Origin of the sequence: Steroidobacter denitrificans (genome assembly GCF_001579945.1) — a bacterium.
Classification (GTDB): Bacteria; Pseudomonadota; Gammaproteobacteria; order Steroidobacterales; family Steroidobacteraceae; genus Steroidobacter; species Steroidobacter denitrificans.
In genome coordinates this window covers 361,178-376,947 of record NZ_CP011971.1, presented here as the reverse complement: position 1 = coordinate 376,947, position 15,770 = coordinate 361,178, and the positions used below count along the sequence as shown (strand labels likewise).

Annotated in this window: 16 protein-coding genes; 6 read left to right on the top strand and 10 right to left on the bottom strand. The window is 60.3% G+C overall.

The features are described 5' to 3' along the window. Positions 1–111 precede the first annotated feature (111 nt). The 5 genes from ACG33_RS01610 to greB all read right to left on the bottom strand — a co-directional run bounded on the left by ACG33_RS01610 (position 112) and on the right by greB (position 4,978). On the bottom strand, positions 112–603 hold the full coding sequence (locus ACG33_RS01610) for a TPM domain-containing protein (RefSeq protein ID WP_066922666.1): 492 nt from the start codon (positions 601–603) through the stop codon (positions 112–114). A 10-nt stretch (positions 604–613) separates the two neighbouring features. After that, entirely contained in the window at positions 614–1,552 is a 939-nt protein-coding gene (locus ACG33_RS01605; RefSeq protein ID WP_083537114.1) for a TPM domain-containing protein, read from the bottom strand. A gap of 35 nt (positions 1,553–1,587) precedes the next feature. Further along, positions 1,588–2,235, bottom strand: a complete 648-nt coding sequence (locus tag ACG33_RS01600) for a LemA family protein (protein WP_066918149.1) — start codon at positions 2,233–2,235, stop codon at positions 1,588–1,590. 129 nt (positions 2,236–2,364) lie between these two features. Then, the gene (locus ACG33_RS01595) at positions 2,365–4,377 is read right to left on the bottom strand and encodes a M13 family metallopeptidase (RefSeq protein ID WP_066922664.1); all 2,013 of its coding nucleotides are present in this window, start codon (positions 4,375–4,377) and stop codon (positions 2,365–2,367) included. A 100-nt stretch (positions 4,378–4,477) separates the two neighbouring features. Beyond that, entirely contained in the window at positions 4,478–4,978 is a 501-nt protein-coding gene (gene greB, locus ACG33_RS01590) for a transcription elongation factor GreB (protein WP_066918147.1), read from the bottom strand. 126 nt (positions 4,979–5,104) lie between these two features. Here greB and ACG33_RS01585 point away from each other — a divergent pair, with 126 nt between their 5' ends. After that, a complete protein-coding gene (locus ACG33_RS01585) occupies positions 5,105–5,299 on the top strand; it encodes a hypothetical protein (RefSeq protein ID WP_066918145.1) in 195 nt (64 codons plus the stop codon). A 197-nt stretch (positions 5,300–5,496) separates the two neighbouring features. On the opposite strand, the gene ACG33_RS01580 is transcribed toward ACG33_RS01585, so the two are convergent. Continuing rightward, positions 5,497–6,159 (bottom strand): glutathione S-transferase family protein, encoded by a 663-nt coding sequence (locus tag ACG33_RS01580; protein ID WP_066918143.1) that lies wholly within the window; start codon positions 6,157–6,159, stop codon positions 5,497–5,499. 126 nt (positions 6,160–6,285) lie between these two features. Here ACG33_RS01580 and speA point away from each other — a divergent pair, with 126 nt between their 5' ends. The 4 genes from speA (at position 6,286) to ACG33_RS01555 (ending at position 11,116) form a co-directional block, all read left to right on the top strand. After that, a complete protein-coding gene (speA, locus tag ACG33_RS01575; RefSeq protein ID WP_210399133.1) occupies positions 6,286–8,226 on the top strand; it encodes a biosynthetic arginine decarboxylase in 1,941 nt (646 codons plus the stop codon). A 518-nt stretch (positions 8,227–8,744) separates the two neighbouring features. Beyond that, the gene (locus tag ACG33_RS01565) at positions 8,745–9,020 is read left to right on the top strand and encodes an RNA recognition motif domain-containing protein (protein WP_066922661.1); all 276 of its coding nucleotides are present in this window, start codon (positions 8,745–8,747) and stop codon (positions 9,018–9,020) included. Between the two features lie 224 nt (positions 9,021–9,244). Beyond that, on the top strand, positions 9,245–10,393 hold the full coding sequence (locus ACG33_RS01560; protein ID WP_210399132.1) for a succinylglutamate desuccinylase/aspartoacylase family protein: 1,149 nt from the start codon (positions 9,245–9,247) through the stop codon (positions 10,391–10,393). A gap of 294 nt (positions 10,394–10,687) precedes the next feature. Next, entirely contained in the window at positions 10,688–11,116 is a 429-nt protein-coding gene (locus ACG33_RS01555; protein ID WP_066918136.1) for a hypothetical protein, read from the top strand. An 82-nt stretch (positions 11,117–11,198) separates the two neighbouring features. Here the strand turns inward: ACG33_RS01555 and ACG33_RS01550 are convergent, their stop codons facing one another. From ACG33_RS01550 to ACG33_RS01535, 4 genes are all read right to left on the bottom strand, one after another. Next, positions 11,199–11,855, bottom strand: coding sequence for a hypothetical protein (locus ACG33_RS01550; RefSeq protein ID WP_066918132.1), 657 nt, complete (start codon positions 11,853–11,855; stop codon positions 11,199–11,201). Continuing rightward, a complete protein-coding gene (locus ACG33_RS01545; RefSeq protein ID WP_066918131.1) occupies positions 11,855–12,493 on the bottom strand; it encodes a hypothetical protein in 639 nt (212 codons plus the stop codon). The genes ACG33_RS01550 and ACG33_RS01545 overlap by 1 nt, the downstream gene beginning before the upstream one ends. 412 nt (positions 12,494–12,905) lie before the next feature. Continuing rightward, a complete protein-coding gene (locus tag ACG33_RS01540; protein ID WP_066922660.1) occupies positions 12,906–13,211 on the bottom strand; it encodes an RNA recognition motif domain-containing protein in 306 nt (101 codons plus the stop codon). Positions 13,212–13,616: 405 nt separating this feature from the next. Continuing rightward, positions 13,617–14,330: an HAD family hydrolase gene (locus tag ACG33_RS01535; protein WP_066918130.1), complete on the bottom strand. Its 714-nt coding sequence runs from the start codon at positions 14,328–14,330 to the stop codon at positions 13,617–13,619. Positions 14,331–14,550: 220 nt separating this feature from the next. On the opposite strand from ACG33_RS01535, the gene ACG33_RS01530 reads away from it, so the two are divergent. Next, positions 14,551–15,738, top strand: coding sequence for an FIST signal transduction protein (locus tag ACG33_RS01530; RefSeq protein WP_066918126.1), 1,188 nt, complete (start codon positions 14,551–14,553; stop codon positions 15,736–15,738). The last annotated feature ends 32 nt before the right edge of the window (positions 15,739–15,770 follow it).

Below are 15,770 nucleotides of genomic sequence, written 5' to 3'. Positions count from 1 at the left end.
GTACCCCCATGGTTCCCCTGGGTATCCGCCGGCGCTCAGGTCATTTCCTGCGCGGGGCGGCCCGGAGCGCATCCGGCAGCTTCCGCGCCGTGTTCCGGAAATCTCCAGTGGCTACATGATCACGGGACGATTCGGAAGCTCGTTTCGATCCGCTTTCGGAAAATGCAGCGCGACTAGTTCGCTGACCTCGCGGACGCCCAGTATCAACGCCCGCGTATTGTCGCCGCTCGCGAACCATCGTTCCATGCGCCGACAGATGTCCTGCCATTGCAGAGCGGATACACGCTGGTTGTAGCCGCGATCGGCGACGATCTCGACGTCGCGGTCGGCCCAGAGCACATAGATCAGTACGCCGTTGTTGTCCTGCGTATCCCAGGTGCGCAGCTGTCCGAAAACCTGTAGCGCGCGTTCGCGGGGCGTGATGCGGCGCATCAAATCGACGAGTTCAAGCTTGCCTTCGATGGCTACCCGAATCTCGCCGCCCTGTCCGCGCTCACACTGCTCGATGGCGTCTTCGATCGCATCCAGGCAGGCGCGATCGAAGCGCCGGCGCAGCCCCCAAGACGTCGAGGTGAGATGTCGGAACAAGCGTGCGATGCGCATGGCTTGCCGCCTACCAGCGCCCGGTGGCGCCGCCGCCGCCGAAGCTGCCTCCGCCACCACTCCATCCGCCACGAGTACTACCGCCGAATCCTCCACCCCAGCCGTTTCCATGGTGAGCGCTCCAGCTTCCCTGGCCGCGGCGCGCATTCGTCCAGCCTGAGCCGCCGCCGCCCAGTACCGTGAACAGGAACGCGATGACGGCGGCGCCGATCGATATCGCCATCATGCCGGTCAGCATCCATGCCAGCAATCCCGCGAGGCCGCTGGCGAGCACAGCGCCGCCGAGTGAACCCAGCACGCTGCGCAATACGCCGCCTACCATGAAGGTCAGCATCAAAAGTAGGAGAAGCGTTTCCTTGCCCGCCGGTGTATTGGACTGCTCAAGCGCTTCGAGCTCCGGCAGCGGCTCTCCCTCGACGAGCGCGATGATGCGCGTCACCGCCTCATCGAGGCCGCCAAAGAAATCGCCTGCACGGAATCTCGGCACGACGACCTGGTCGATGATGCGATTGGCGATCACGTCCGGCAGCGCGCCTTCCAGACCGCGGCCGACCTCGATACGCACCGTGCGATCATCCTTCGCGACCAGCAGCAACACACCATCGTCCGTACCCTTGCGGCCCAGCAGCCAGGCGTCGACGACGCGTATCGAATATTGTTCGATCGTTTCCGGCTGTGTCGTCGGCACCAGCAGGACGGCGATCTGGCTGCCTTTCAGTATCTCGAATTCGCGCAGGCGTCCTTCGAGCTGCGCCGCCTGCTGCGGTGTCAGAGTGCCGGTCAGATCGGTCACCGGGCCGTGCAGCACCGGCACGGTTTGTTCACCGATCCCGTCCGCGCCCCGCGCCTGCAAGGCGAAAACCACCCCCAGGCACAGCAGCAGTGTCCACCAGAGCGCCTGCCGGCCGAAGCGCCAATCGTAGCCGCGCCGCGTGTCGGCGACAGTCATCATGGCGTCCAACACCCTGTGTCATTCATCCTGCGTCAGTCGTCCCGGGACGCGGCCGGATCTTGAGCCGGTACCGGACTGGATGGTGTGAGCGGCAACGCTCCGAAATCGACGCTCGGCGGGCGAGTGATCGCCTCGTCCCGCACTGAAAAATTGGTCCTGGTGTGATGTCCGAACACTTTTGCAGTCAGGTTCGAAGGAAAGGATCGCACCGTCACGTTGTAAGCTTGCACAGCCTGGATGTAACGATTGCGGGCAACGGCGATGCGGTTCTCGGTACCCTCCAACTGCGCGGTCAGATCGTTAAAGCCGGAAACGGATTTCAGGTCCGGATAACGTTCGACGACCACCATCAAGCGCGACAGGGCAGAACCGAGTTCGCCCTGTGCCGCCTGCCACTGCTGGAATGCCTGGGGATTGTCGATCAGTTCCGGGGTAGCCTGTATCGAAGTCGCCTTGGCGCGCGCCTGGATCACGCCATCCAAGATGTCCTTCTCCGCAACGACGGCCCCTTTCACGGTATTGACCAGGTTGGGCACCAGGTCGGCGCGGCGCTGATACTGGTTCAGAACTTCCGACCAGGCGGAAGCCACCTGTTCGTCCTGTTGCTGCAATGTGTTATAGCCGCAGCCCGCTGACGCCAGAGCGAGTACGGCGATCAGGCCTGGACGAATAAAGCGCATATGTAAGCCTCCTCTCCTGGCCTTTCGATGCTATCCCGCCGCAGATTGTCGACTCCAATTGCCGAGTCGGGGTGATGGCTCCACCGACAATGCCTGATTCTGTGACCGACCACCAGCCCACGCACTGCGTTACCAGATCCGCACTTGCCGCCCAGGCGCCAGATACATCTGGTCGCCTGGTTTCACGTCGAAGGCCGACTGGAATGCCGGCAGATTCGCGACCACTACATTGGTACGGTACTCGCTTGGACTATGGGGGTCGGTCAACAGGCGCTTGCGTAGTTCATCGTCCCGATATTTGCGTGCCCAGCCCTGTGCCCAGCCGATGAAAAAACGCTGGTCGCCCGTGAATCCGTCGATTACAGGTGCCGGCTTCCCGTTCAGGGACATCCGGTAGGCGCGATAGGCCATCGCCAGTCCGGCCAGATCCGCAATATTCTCGCCCATGGTCAGCTCGGCATTGATGGACATCCCCGGCACCGGAGTGATCGCCGCATATTGCGCACCGAGCTGCCGTGCACGGCGCGAAAACTCCTCGTCGTCCTGCTGCCGCCACCAGTCCGTCAGGTTGCCCGCGCCATCGTAGCGGCGCCCCTGGTCATCGAATCCATGGCTGATCTCATGACCGATCACCGCGCCGATCGCTCCGTAGTTGACAGCATCATCGGCCGCCACTGTGAAAAACGGCGGCTGCAATATCGCTGCGGGAAAAGCGATCTCATTGGCAGGCGGATTGTAGTAGGCATTGACGGTCTGCGGCGTCATGTACCACTCCGTACGATCCACCGGCCCGCCGAGTTTGGCAAGATTGCGCTCGAATACTGCTGCGGCCGCACGCGCTTCATTGCCGATCAGATCCCCCCGGTGTACCTGCAACGCCGACCAATCCCGCCATTTTTCCGGGTAACCCATTTTGATGGAGAATTGCGCCAGCTTGGCGTGCGCGCGCTTTCGGGTCTCCGGCGTCATCCACTCCAGCGCATCGATGCCCTGTGCGAAAGCATCCATGAGGTGGCCGACCAGCTGATCGACACGATGTTTCGCTTCCGGCTTGAAATGCCGCTCCACATACAACTTGCCGACCAGATCCCCGATCGCTGCATTCACGGTATCGACGCCCCGCTTCCAGCGCGGCTCGATCTCTTCGATACCCGAAATCGTCCGGCGATGAAAATCGAAATGCAGCTGCACGAAGCGCGCGGGCAGCGCCGGCGCCTGGGCGTTCAGCAACATGTACCGGAAATAGACCCGCCAGTGCGCCACGGGCGTATGGGCGATCAGCGGGGCGAGCGCCTGGAAATAGCTGGGCTGTGCCACGTTGAGCGCCGATATCTTGCCTTCCTCGATCCCGGCGCCCGCGAAAAAGGCGCTCCAGTCGAATTCCGGCATCAGCTTTTTCAAGGCTGCCCTGTCGAGGCGGTTATAGGTCTTGCGCGCGTCGCGATTCTGCACGCGCGTCCAGTGCGCCTGCGCCAGCGCCGTCTCGATCGCCAGAACGCCGGCAGCGGCAGCCTCGGCGTCGGGTACCCCCGACAAAGCCAGCAGATCCCCAACATAGGCGCGATACTTATGGCGCACGTCGCTCTGGCGAGGATCCTTCGACAAGTAGTAATCCCGATCCGGCATGCCCAGGCCGGTCTGGTACAGCGAGCCGATATACTCGCTCGAGTTCTTTTCATCGATGCCCACATAGAAGGCGAAGGGATGCGGCACGAACATGCGCTGGCCGCGTCCGATGTAGCGGGCGACATCCCGTGCGGAGGCGATGGCATCGATGCGGTCGAGTTCAGGCTGCAAAGGCGCCAGCCCCTGCGATTCGATCGCCGCTTCGTCCATGAAACTGGCATAGAAGTCACCGACTTTCTGCCGATCGCTGTCCGCCGGAGCCTGCGCTAGTGCAGCCTGCTCCAGGATGGCATGCACATCGTCACGTGCCGCCTCTTCCAGTATCGTGAATGCGCCGTAGTTCGAGCGATCCGCAGGAATCGGCGTTCGCGCCAGCCATTGGCCGTTCACATAGCGATAAAAATCATCCTGGGGACGCACCCCTCGATCGATATTCTGCAGATATACGCCGGACCGTAGGGACGGTGGCGCAGCGCCGGAGCCGCCATTGGGCTGCGCCCCGCAGGCACTCAGCATGAGAGCTGCCAGCAAGGATATCGCTACTGCCGTGCCGGACGCGGCACCGTACAGCCAATCGCCTCCTGCCTCGCTCAGATATCGCAGCACCGCGCTGTCTTCAATATTCATACCGGATCCCCACTATCCACCAGGTCCTGGTGCCGCCGGGCGATTCGACGGTAACCTCATCATCGATACCTTTGCGCATCAACGCCCGCGCCAGCGGTGAGTCCATGCTGATATAGCCCGGGGCCGCATCGATCTCGTCGGGACCGACCACTCGATACTCGGCCTGATTGCCGTTCTCGTCCTCGATGCCGACCCAGGCACCGAAGAAGACTCGGGTTCGATCCGACGGCCCCTGGTCGACGATCACCATGCCGTCCAGACGCTGGCGCAGAAAACGGACACGCCGGTCGATCTCGCGCAGCTGACGCTTGCCGTAAATGTATTCTGCATTCTCGGAGCGATCACCCTGCGCGGCCGCCTCCTGGACAGCCCGGGTGACCTGGGGACGCTGTACAAGCCAGAGATCATCGAGTTCGTCCTTCAGACGTTGTGCTCCTGCCGAGGTGATGAACTTCGAACCTTTGGGCCGGGGTGGACGATAGCGGGACATGGACGTATGGGCTGGACGTATGGGTTGAATGATCCGGTAAGGCGGCGCCTGATTTCGGGTGACTGCCCGGAATAGTGTGGATTCCTTCACAGCACCTTCAGGTTCCGATGCCTAGTCTGGCGTCTCATGAGCATCAAGTATTACACCCACTTTTTGCTGCAGGAGCGTCCTCCCAGCGGCATGAGCGAATTTCGCGGCATCGTCGAAGTCAGCCGTGTGCTGCCCCGGGGCGACCTGAAAGAAGCCGCTTCCGTGCTGGCAAAGAATTTTGAATGCGACACCCAGGATATCAAGGTCCTGCAATGGTCGCGCCTGCATTGACCCGGCATTTTCCGTAACCCCGGCATTCCTCGACTCGACCCATCCCCTTGCGGACTTCCCCCCCTTCAGGACAGTCCGCTTTTTTCGCCCCGAACCTCTAGTTCGGGGTTTTTTTTGGTATGCCGGCAGGGTGCCGACCTGACGCATATTCAAAGACGGAACGTCAGATGTACGCTGCTCACGTACCTTCGTCCCGCTCACTCCCGCCAGTGAGGCGGGTAGGTATGCTCGTATCCGGGCAGCGCCTCGATCCGCCTGATCCAGGCGGCAATGGCCGGAAAGTTCACCTCCACTGGAAGCAGCCGTGCGCGCAGTTCCCGCGCTTCCCGCCGCTCCAGGGCGCGCAGCAGCACCTGGATGCCCGGAAACACGACGATATCAGCCGCCGAGAACGAGTCTCCGACCAGCCACGAGGACGCCGATAAACGCGCCTCGATCGTACGTGCCTCGCCGATCACGTTGCCCAGTGCCCGCTCTACCTCCTCCATACGTCCATCCATGTCCTGGAACAGAATCGTATAAATGATTTTCTGGATATGCTCCTCGGCATACCCCTGGTACTCGCAGATGACGCGAGTGATCGTACCGGCCTCCGGCGCCGAGTGGCCGAATAATGGCGGCGTAGGGTATTTGCGCTCCAGATAGTGCAGTATGGCCAACGATTCGAAACAGACGTAATCGCCGTCCTTCAACACCGGCACGCGCCCGCGCGGGTTCATGGCCAGCAACTGCGGCGATTGGTGTTCCTGCTTGGAGAACTGAACCTGGTGTGAAATATAGTCCAGCCGCTTGTACTCGAGCGCCAGCAGCGCACGCCAGGAATAAGGGCTGCCGCTGCCCCACCAAAGTTCCAGTGCCATGTTCCCCTCGATATGCTCCTCGAACCCGGTGATTGTAACGGCACCGCGGCGAGTGCAGACTCTTTCTAATGTCTCCCCTTCCGACAAACGGTTGCTCTTGATCGAAACCGTGCCCTGGAGCTCGACGTGACACGTAATTCTGCCCGCAGTTCGTGGGCAATCGAGGATTCCCTGGAGCTGTACCAGGTATCTGCCTGGGGCCGTCCCTATTTCGGCATCAATGCCGCCGGCCACGTGGTCGTGCGCCCGGACGGCTCCGAGGAACGCGAAATCGACTTGCATGAAGTCGTCAAGGGACTGCAGGCTCGTGATCTCACAGCACCCGTCGTCATTCGCTTCTCCGATATTCTGCGCCATCGGCTGGCAAGGCTACACCAGGCTTTCGCGCAAGCGATTGCCGAGAACGACTACCGTAACCGCTATTGCGCGGTCTTCCCGATCAAGGTGAATCAGCAGCGCCTGGTCGTCGAGGAGGTGTATCGCTACGGCGAGGATTTCGACTTCGGCCTCGAGGCCGGTTCCAAGCCGGAACTGCTCGCCGTCATGGCGCTGACGGAAGATTCTCCGCATCGCATGATCGTGTGTAACGGCTTCAAGGACGACAGCTATATCGAAGCCGTCATCCTCGCTACGAAGCTTGGACGCACGATCATTCCGGTGATCGAGAATTTCCAGGAGCTTGATCTGATATTGCGCCAGGCCGCCAAATACCAGGTGCGCCCGCGCATCGGCGTGCGGATCAAGCTGACCAGCGAAGGCGCCGGACGCTGGCGGGATTCGGCCGGAGAGAAATCCAAATTCGGCCTGTTCGTCAGTGAGATCCTCGAATTGGTCGAATCGCTCAAGCGCCATGACATGTTGGACTGCCTGGAACTGGTTCATTGCCATCCGGGCAGCCAGCTGCAGGACATTCGCCGCGTCAAGGATGCCATCAACGAACTGGCGCATGTTTACGCCGAACTCAAACTCATGGGAGCGGGCCTGAAATATATCGATGTAGGCGGCGGGCTGGGTGTCGATTATGACGGCAGCGGTACGAATTTCGCTTCCTCCATGAACTACACCATGAACGAGTACGCCAGCGATGTCGTCTATCGCATCACGAACGTCTGTAACGCGCGCAACATCGATCATCCCGTCATCGTCAGCGAATCAGGCCGCGCCACTGCCGCGCATCATAGCGTGCTCGTCTTCAACGTATTGGGATCCTCCGCACTGGATCAATTCCGCGTTTCCGAACGGCTGGAGGAGAATTACACGGGCGGGCAGGAATTGCCCCAACCCATACTGGATCTGTTCGAGGCCTACCGCAGCATTTCCCAGCGACGCCTGGTGGAGTGTTACCACGACGCCCTGCAGGCGCGCGAACAAGTGCTGCAAATGTTTAACCTCGGGTTGATGAGCCTCGAGTTTCGCGGCTTGGCCGAGCGTCTTTACTGGGCAACCTGTACAAGAATTCGAGATGTCTGCCGCACGCTCGATTCGGTTCCCGAGGCGCTCGACGGGCTGGAAGTCAGCCTGTCCGACACGTATTTCTGTAATTTTTCCATATTTCAGTCATTGCCTGACAGCTGGGCGATCGATCAGGTGTTTCCGATCATGCCCATCCATCGCCTGCAGGAGAAACCCTCTCGTAATGCCGTCATCGCCGACATCACCTGTGATTCCGACGGCAAGATCGGCCGGTTCGTCAGTCAGCGCGAGGTCAAACGCACGCTCGAAGTCCATGAGCTGCGCCCGGACGAGGAATACTACCTGGCGGCCTTCCTGGTAGGTGCGTATCAGGAAACCCTCGGTGACCTGCATAATCTGTTTGGAGATACGCATGTCGTGCACATACGCCTGCATGATGAAGGCGGCTGGTGGATCGAGGAGATCGTCAAAGGCGATTCCGCACGCGAAGTTCTCAGCTACATGCAGTACGATGTCGAGCGCCTGTTCCCGCAACTCGGGCGCGACTGCGAACGAGCAGTGCGCGAGGGCCGTATGACGCTAGCGGAAAGCCAGGCCATGCGCCGCTTTTACGAACGGGAACTCAACGGCTATACCTATCTTGAGCAGGATTGACAGGTAGGCACGGCGATGAATCCGCTTACGAATTCGTACCTCAGGTTGCCGCAGCGATGACACTACAAGCAGGACTGTTCGCCAAGGCTTGCGGGAGCTTCTGCCCTGGAAGCATGGATGGGCTGCCGGAGCCAGGGCGACTCGACATTCGGCAACCGGCACAAGTTCGAGCATTGGCCGGCCCAGGTTCGCAGCTGTCCCTGGCGATCGGACGACGATACCGGTTGTGAGAACAAGATATTCAGAAAGGCGGCCGGCACTGATCGGTGCGGCATTGCAACTCCCAAATTGCTGACGTAGTATCGGCGACGGTCAGCTGAATACACTCAATCTACAATGAGCGGCCGCCTCGTGAATCATTCCTGATCGCTCGACTCCGGTCGCTTCTTTACCAATCCGATACCGAAAGCTATTGATTTCCAGCGGCCAAAATCGCAGCTCGTCGTCCGTCCGAGGTGCCCTCCCCGGCCGAAGCGGCTTGCCGCAATTCCTTCGTGGTCTCAAGAGTGATGATATCGATGACAACGATCTACGTCGGGAACCTACCCTTCAGCGCCACCGAATCGGACGTTCGCAGCCTCTTCGAACAGTATGGTGCCGTGCAGTCGGTCAAGCTGATCAATGATCGCGAGACAGGCCGTCCCCGCGGCTTCGGTTTCGTGGAAATGGCGCCTGCAGAAGCGCAGGCGGCCATCCGCAGCATGAATGGCTTCGACATGGGAGGACGGCCGCTGCGGGTCAACGAGGCGCGCGAGCGCGAAGCACGGATACCCCGCCAGGGAGCGCGCTGGTAGATAGCCGCCGGAGCCCGGCGCGGGTCTTTTCGCTACCGGCGCCACCAGGTTTGGATCCCTGCCGGGATACACCCCCGGCTGCTGATAACATCACCCATCCGGCTACGCCCGGGTGTACGGCAGGTATTGTCCTTGCGGTAGCGGATCTCCATAGATTCAACTATCTTGCCGGAATCGAACGGCTTTGCACCTTCGCTTCCCACACGATGATTCGATCCGCATTATTGAAACGAGTCCGCGTTGCCGCTGGATGGCTTGTCTGCGGGCTGCTGGCGTTCGGGCAAGTATTCGCCGCGCAGGATCCGCCCGCCGAGGCTACGGGTCTGAGGCTAAAAGGCAAAATACATTTGTTGGGCAGTGAGGTCGCTCCAGGAACACGCAAGCGACTGACCTGGACCAGTGGTGCCGCAATCGAAGGCTTCGCCTCTCCCACACCCGTCATCGTGGTGAACGGCAAAGGCGCCGGGCCGGTGCTTTGCCTGACCGGAGCCGTACACGGCGATGAACTCAATGGCATCGAAGTAGCCCGACGCGTACTGGATGACATCGAAGCCGAAGAGCTCAACGGTGCGGTCATCAGCGTACCCATCGTTAATATCCAGGGCTTCTATCGCGGTACACGCTATCTTCCCGACCGGCGCGACTTGAACCGGCACTTCCCCGGCAATCCGCATGGCAGTGCCGCCACGCGCATGGCGCACTCGTTCTTTACGGAAGTGGTGCGCCACTGCTCGGCGTTGATCGACCTGCACACCGGCTCGCTGAACCGCACCAACTTGCCGCAGGTCCGCGCCGATCTGCGAATGCCGCAAATCGCACGTATGACCCAGGCGTTCGGCGCGACCGTAGTCCTGCAAAGCGCCGGTGACTTCGGCTCGCTGCGCCGTGCAGCCGGCGAAGCGGGCATTCCCGCCGTAACCTTCGAGATGGGCGAACCCATGCGCGTGCAGCCTGAACAGGTGGAACATGGCGCGAAGGCAATCGAAACGCTAATGTATTCGTTGGGTATGACGCACCAACGCCGCTATTGGGGCGATCCGGAGCCGGTCTATTACGCATCGCAGTGGGTACGCGTCGACCATGGCGGCATCCTGTTTTCGGACGTCGCTCTCGGCGAACGAGTCAGCGAAGGCGAGTTGCTGGGCGTCGTCACCGATCCGATCTCTAATCGGCAATACCGAGTTTATGCGCCCGCCAGCGGGCGGGTACTGGGCATGGCATTGAACCAGGTGGTCCTGCCGGGTTTCGCCGCGTACCGGATCGGTACCGCTACGTCCAAGGCGGAAGCCGCGCAGCGCACTATCCAAGGTGCGCCGGAGGATCCCGCGGAAGACGTCTCGCCTGAAGACGAGGAAGGCTCTCCCCGGGGCTGATCGGCATCGACCAGAGGCGCGCGGCGTCCATCAACGGCGCCCAGGGGTGTATGCGCCGTGCACCGTATTGCCGGCTTCCCGAGCAAGACAACAGACCGCTGTCGGTTTTCGTGACACTCGTACTTGTGTTTCCAGTACATGCGTCACACTTTTAGTACTTGCCAGTACGATCACATCGAAATTCAATAACGCTCCAGGAAACGGGCTGCAGGCACATCGCGCCAGGCTCCGGTGACGCTTCGCGTCCGGCCGCATGCAGTAACGAAACACTGCCGCAACAACAGGGATATTGCATTGAATGACGAGCTGAAAAAGTTGGGATTGCGCGTTCGCCTGCGAGCCGTGACGCCGGCAAATGAATGCGTACGCACCGACGATCCCGGGGAAGGTCGACCACACCCGACCCGCCCCGGAAAAAGCGGGCCTGACGAGCGCGGCAACGCCAAGTACCGGTGGCAGGGCCAGAACCTGTTGCAAGACGGCCTGGAGGACGAATACCTTCGATACTTGGCTTTGCATGACTCCCGGCTGGCCCTTATCGAAGAGCCGCCGGCGGACGGCGCACCGATCCGCTGCAACCCCGCAGGCCTGCGCGTTGGCTATGACCCCTACGAGAGTGGCCTGCTTACCAGGCGGCCGAGACGAAAAAAGACCGATTTACGTGAACTGTCCCGATGGGTACAAATGAAACGCAGGATTGGATTGAAGCCCTCCGAGGACTGAGATTTGCGACGCTTCACGGAAGCGCCGCATTGCCAGCCGGACGCCCCCGCGGCAAGACAAGCGGTCGACGCCAGGGGCCGATTCAGACGGCCAGCCGCAGTTTTTCCATATGCCCACAGCGAAAAAATTTCCGTAATTCGGCCAGCCACAAAGCCGGTCGCGGTACATGCGTCCTGAGAAAACGTTCGTCCAATCGACGGCAATATCGTGCGGCGTGGCGATTGGCTTCCTGGTAGCGATGACGCACTGCCTCATCCAGATACGGCAGGAAACTGACCGAGTCGAACATTCTGGCATGCAGGGTTCCGGGAAAGTGCCCGGCGCCTTGCCGGACCAGCAGCGCAAGTGCCAGCGCATATTTGTCGACCTCTGCCTGCAATTCCAGTTCCAACAGCGATACGCTCCGGCCGCGTGTCAGACACCAGCTCAGATAATTAAAGTGGCTGACGCCTTCGAGGGCGGTACAGAAGTCGCTTAAATTATTCTCTCCGAGCGCCTGGCAGGGATTATTCCGCTGCAAGCGATCCAGCACAGTTTGATCGATGTATAGGCCGATACGCACCCCCTGCTCATCCGGAATCAGGCAGACCTGCTCGTCACTGGCTTGCTCGGCAGCTGCCGCTCCCAGCACCTCGGCCAGACGCCGCCGGTCGCCGAACACGAAATCATCGACGTCGTGCTCTACCGGCACATCATGCAAGCGGAAAAGCGAGGCCTGCAGGCTGCGCAGTGGTGACATCAGTGTGCACTTCCCAAAGATCCCGTCCGACCGGCGGGTACTGGCTCGACACCCAAGCGCCGCAGGATCGCATAGGCGCGAGGACTGCCCGTCTTCAGCCAGATTTCGTACAGCCGCAGTACGTCCTTGTCACTATGCTCATAGGCCCTTTCAGCGACTTCGTTGAGTACATCGACAAGCCGCTGAAATTTCAGCGCGAGCTCCGCAAACACCGCCGCGAACGCCTGGCCGCGCAATGATCCACGCATACTCTCCGCCAGCGTACCGTACGCACCCCCGCCCATCGCGATGTGATAATCGATATCGACCAGCCGGCGAGCAAAGCTCTGCGCAAAGAACCCCGCAACGAACAATGACACATCGCCCAGTCTGCGCAGCACGACATCGCGCTGCTGAACCGACGCCGCCTCGGATGCCTCTGCGAGCATGACGGCGAGAGGACGAAGCTGGACGCCCTGGGGCGTATTCTCATAGAGGTCCTCCGAGCGGGCGAACATCGTCAATATATTCACGACGTAGTGTTCGGTATGAGCATCGACTTCGACACGCTGCTTACGCAGCGCCGTCTGCACCGAACCATGAAAGAATTCACGTAGATTTGTAACCGCAACGATCGCTTCGTCAGCTCCACGCTCCATCGGTACACCTCGCTTCTCTACCGTGCCGCTCCTGTTTCACCTTTGGACATCGATCCGCCTTTCACGATCCTCTTGGTCTTGTAAAAGACTGTTCAACGTCCTGGGCCCATCATCGGGATCTGTATCCGCCTCATAAATGCCGCGATGGCATCGAAGAATCTGTGCGGCATTGCTCAATCTTCAATGAAGCTTCGCCGCCAAGGAAAAATTCGGCATCGATCAAATCAGGAAGTCATGCAGACGGCAGAATCAAGTGTTTTGTCAGGGGCTGGCAGCCGATGAATGCGAGCGCTGATAATCAATACTAATAGCGGTAACCAATATCAATACCGATGCCCAGACGCAAAACCCCGCGGCACTTGCATGCCGCGGGGTCTGCTGCGATCGAATGCTGTAAGTTAAGCCGGTGTCTTTACCAGCGCCCGCCGCCGCCACCACCACCACTACCACCACGAGGACCACGTCCGCCGCCACCCTGCCGCTCCTGGGCCTCATTCACGCGCAGGGGACGGCCGCCCATCTCCTTGCCGTTCAGGGACTGGATGGCCCGCTGCGCATCGGCACGCGGCATTTCCACGAAACCAAAGCCGCGGGGGCGGCCGGTCTCACGATCGTTGATCAACGCGACGGATTCGACCGTGCCATGCTGCTCGAACAGCTGACGCACCTGGGTCTCGTCCGCCGAAAACGGCAGATTTCCTACATAGATCTTTGTCATGACAATACCCATCTCTCTGAAAAAGCCCCGAGCGCGATCGCCGAACAGACGGATCCCCACTGCGAGGCCTGGTTACATACGGGCTCCGCCCCTGTGGCACTTGTCATTTACGACACCGGCGCCATAGTTGAGATCCCAGGCCTAACGTTCGCGGTCTCGTCGGATTTTTCAGAAGTTGGCCGATGTCAAAAGGGTCTGCGATGACCCGGCTGGCCAAGCCAGAGAAAAAAGCGGTCAAAGGCAACGAACGGCGCGGAATGTACGCCAAACCCAGAACCAAGGCAATTAGCGCGGGAATCTTCACGGCGCACGTTTCCGTCCCGACCGAATCTGCTCAATGGTTCCGGTTTCCGGGCTGGTGCCGATACGGTGTCTGGTCAACCCTATCGCCCTGAAGTTGCCTGCTCAAGCAGATCCGGCGGAGCGTCTGGACCCCAGGGCCGACAGGAGAGGTATGAGATCCACCACGGAACGTACCATGTGGACGGGCTGCTCCAATCCCGAAGGCCAGCGGGCATCATCACGATTCATCCAGATGGCCTGCATGCCGGCTCGCCGGGCACCCTCTACATCAAGTTCCGGATCATCCCCGACATAGACGACCTCGTGCAAGGCCAGACCGCTGCCTGCTACGACTTGCCGAAAGATCGCCGGATCGGGTTTCAGGGCGCCAGCCTGACGGGCCGCGAGCATGCGCTCGAAATAATGGGCCAGACCGATCTGCTCGAGATCCGCATTACCGTTGGTGACCGTGAAGAGCCTGTATTGGGCAAACAACAAATCGAGACCTGGGCGCACATCCGGATAGAGCTCGACCTGGTTGCGCGCCCGGATGAATGCAGCGAACGCCTCTTCCACCATGATCTCCGGATAGCCGAAGTCGCGCGCATGGTCGCGTAGCGCCTGCTGGCGCAGGAAGGTGAAATCATGGCGCATCTGCGGAAAGGTCTCGGCGATCCGTACTCTCGCCTCGCGCAGATCTTCGGCTGTCAGCGCCGCCACGACTCTCGGATAACGCGTTGCCAGCAGATCGTACATTGCCTGTTCGGCGCGGCGGATGACCGGCCGCACATCCCACAAGGTATTGTCGAGATCGAAACAAACCGCACGAACGACCATCGTCGATAACCTGTCCTGCTCATGTCCGGCCCGGCCACCCCGGACCACCTGGCAATGTAAGAAAAAAACCACGGAACTGTCCGATTTTGGCGTTTCGGTATCGATATCGAAATGCCGTTTCAGGGAAGGGTACTCAGTCCACGTACAATGCGCAGCTTTCACCGGCGCCCAGGACGATTAGACTGCCAGGCCCGAGTGTCGCAAACTACAGGATATACATATGCGCTGGGCGTCAGCCGCAGACACCGATCGCAATCTCGCTGCCGCGGTGGAACATGCCTGTGAGGCGGTATTTCTGGGACTAGGCCGGGCAGAACCTGATTTGTTGATCGCGTTCGTCAGTCCGGCGTATGCCGCCGGCTTCAATATGCTCGCCGATCTGGTGCGGCGGGAATTCGACAAAACCCTCCTGTTCGGTTGTTGCGCGCAAAGCGTCATCGGCGGCGGACGCGAGATCGAGGATCGTCCCGCCGTATCGCTGACCGGCGCACTTTTGCCGGGCGTCAAGCTTCAAGGAACACATCTGGAAACTTCACAACTGCCGCCCATCTATGCCGAGGCAAGCATGTGGGAAGATACGCTGCGTGTGACCGCCGGCCAGCAGCCGTCCTTTCTGTTGCTCGCGGATCCCTACGGCTTCGAAACGGAAACCGTTCTTCGGGGACTGGATCGCGTCTATCCTCGTGCACCGAAGATCGGCGGTCTGGCTAGCGGCGGGGCTCCCAGAGCGGGAGGCTCGGCACTGTTTCTGGGTAGCAGGCTTTATCATAGCGGCTGCATCATGCTGACCTTCACGGGCGACATCGAGATCGATACAATCGTTGCGCAGGGATGCCGGCCCATCGGTGATCCGATGTTCGTTACGGTTGCGCATGAAAATTTGATCCGCGAACTCGATGGCCGAAGTGCGCGCGATACCCTGGCCAGTGTATTCGAACACCTGCGGCCCGCGGACCAAGAGTTGTTCGAGGGATCCCTATTTCTGGGACTGGCAATGCAGTCCGGCACCAGCGAGTATCTTCCGGGTGACTTCCTGATCCGCAGCATTCTCGGCATGGATCCGCAAAGCGGCGCCCTTTGGATCAACGCAAACATCGTCACCAACAGCGTCGTGCAATTCCATCTGCGCGATGCCGCTACCTCAGCTTATGATCTTGAACGTACCTTGACGGAATACCGTGCCTCGCGCAGTGCGGACACCAATGCCGGTGTACTACTGTTCTCCTGCGCCGGTCGCGGGACGACTCTGTATGGTCAGTCCGACCACGACAGCAATGCATTTCGCCGGCTTGTAGCCGACCTGCCGATCGGTGGCTTCTTTTGTGCCGGCGAGATCGGTCCGGTACAGCATTCCACTTATCTGCATGGCTTTACCAGCGCCTTCGCCGTGATCCGGACAAGACAATAGCCGCCTGCGGGCGGTTCATCCGCCTCTCTTCC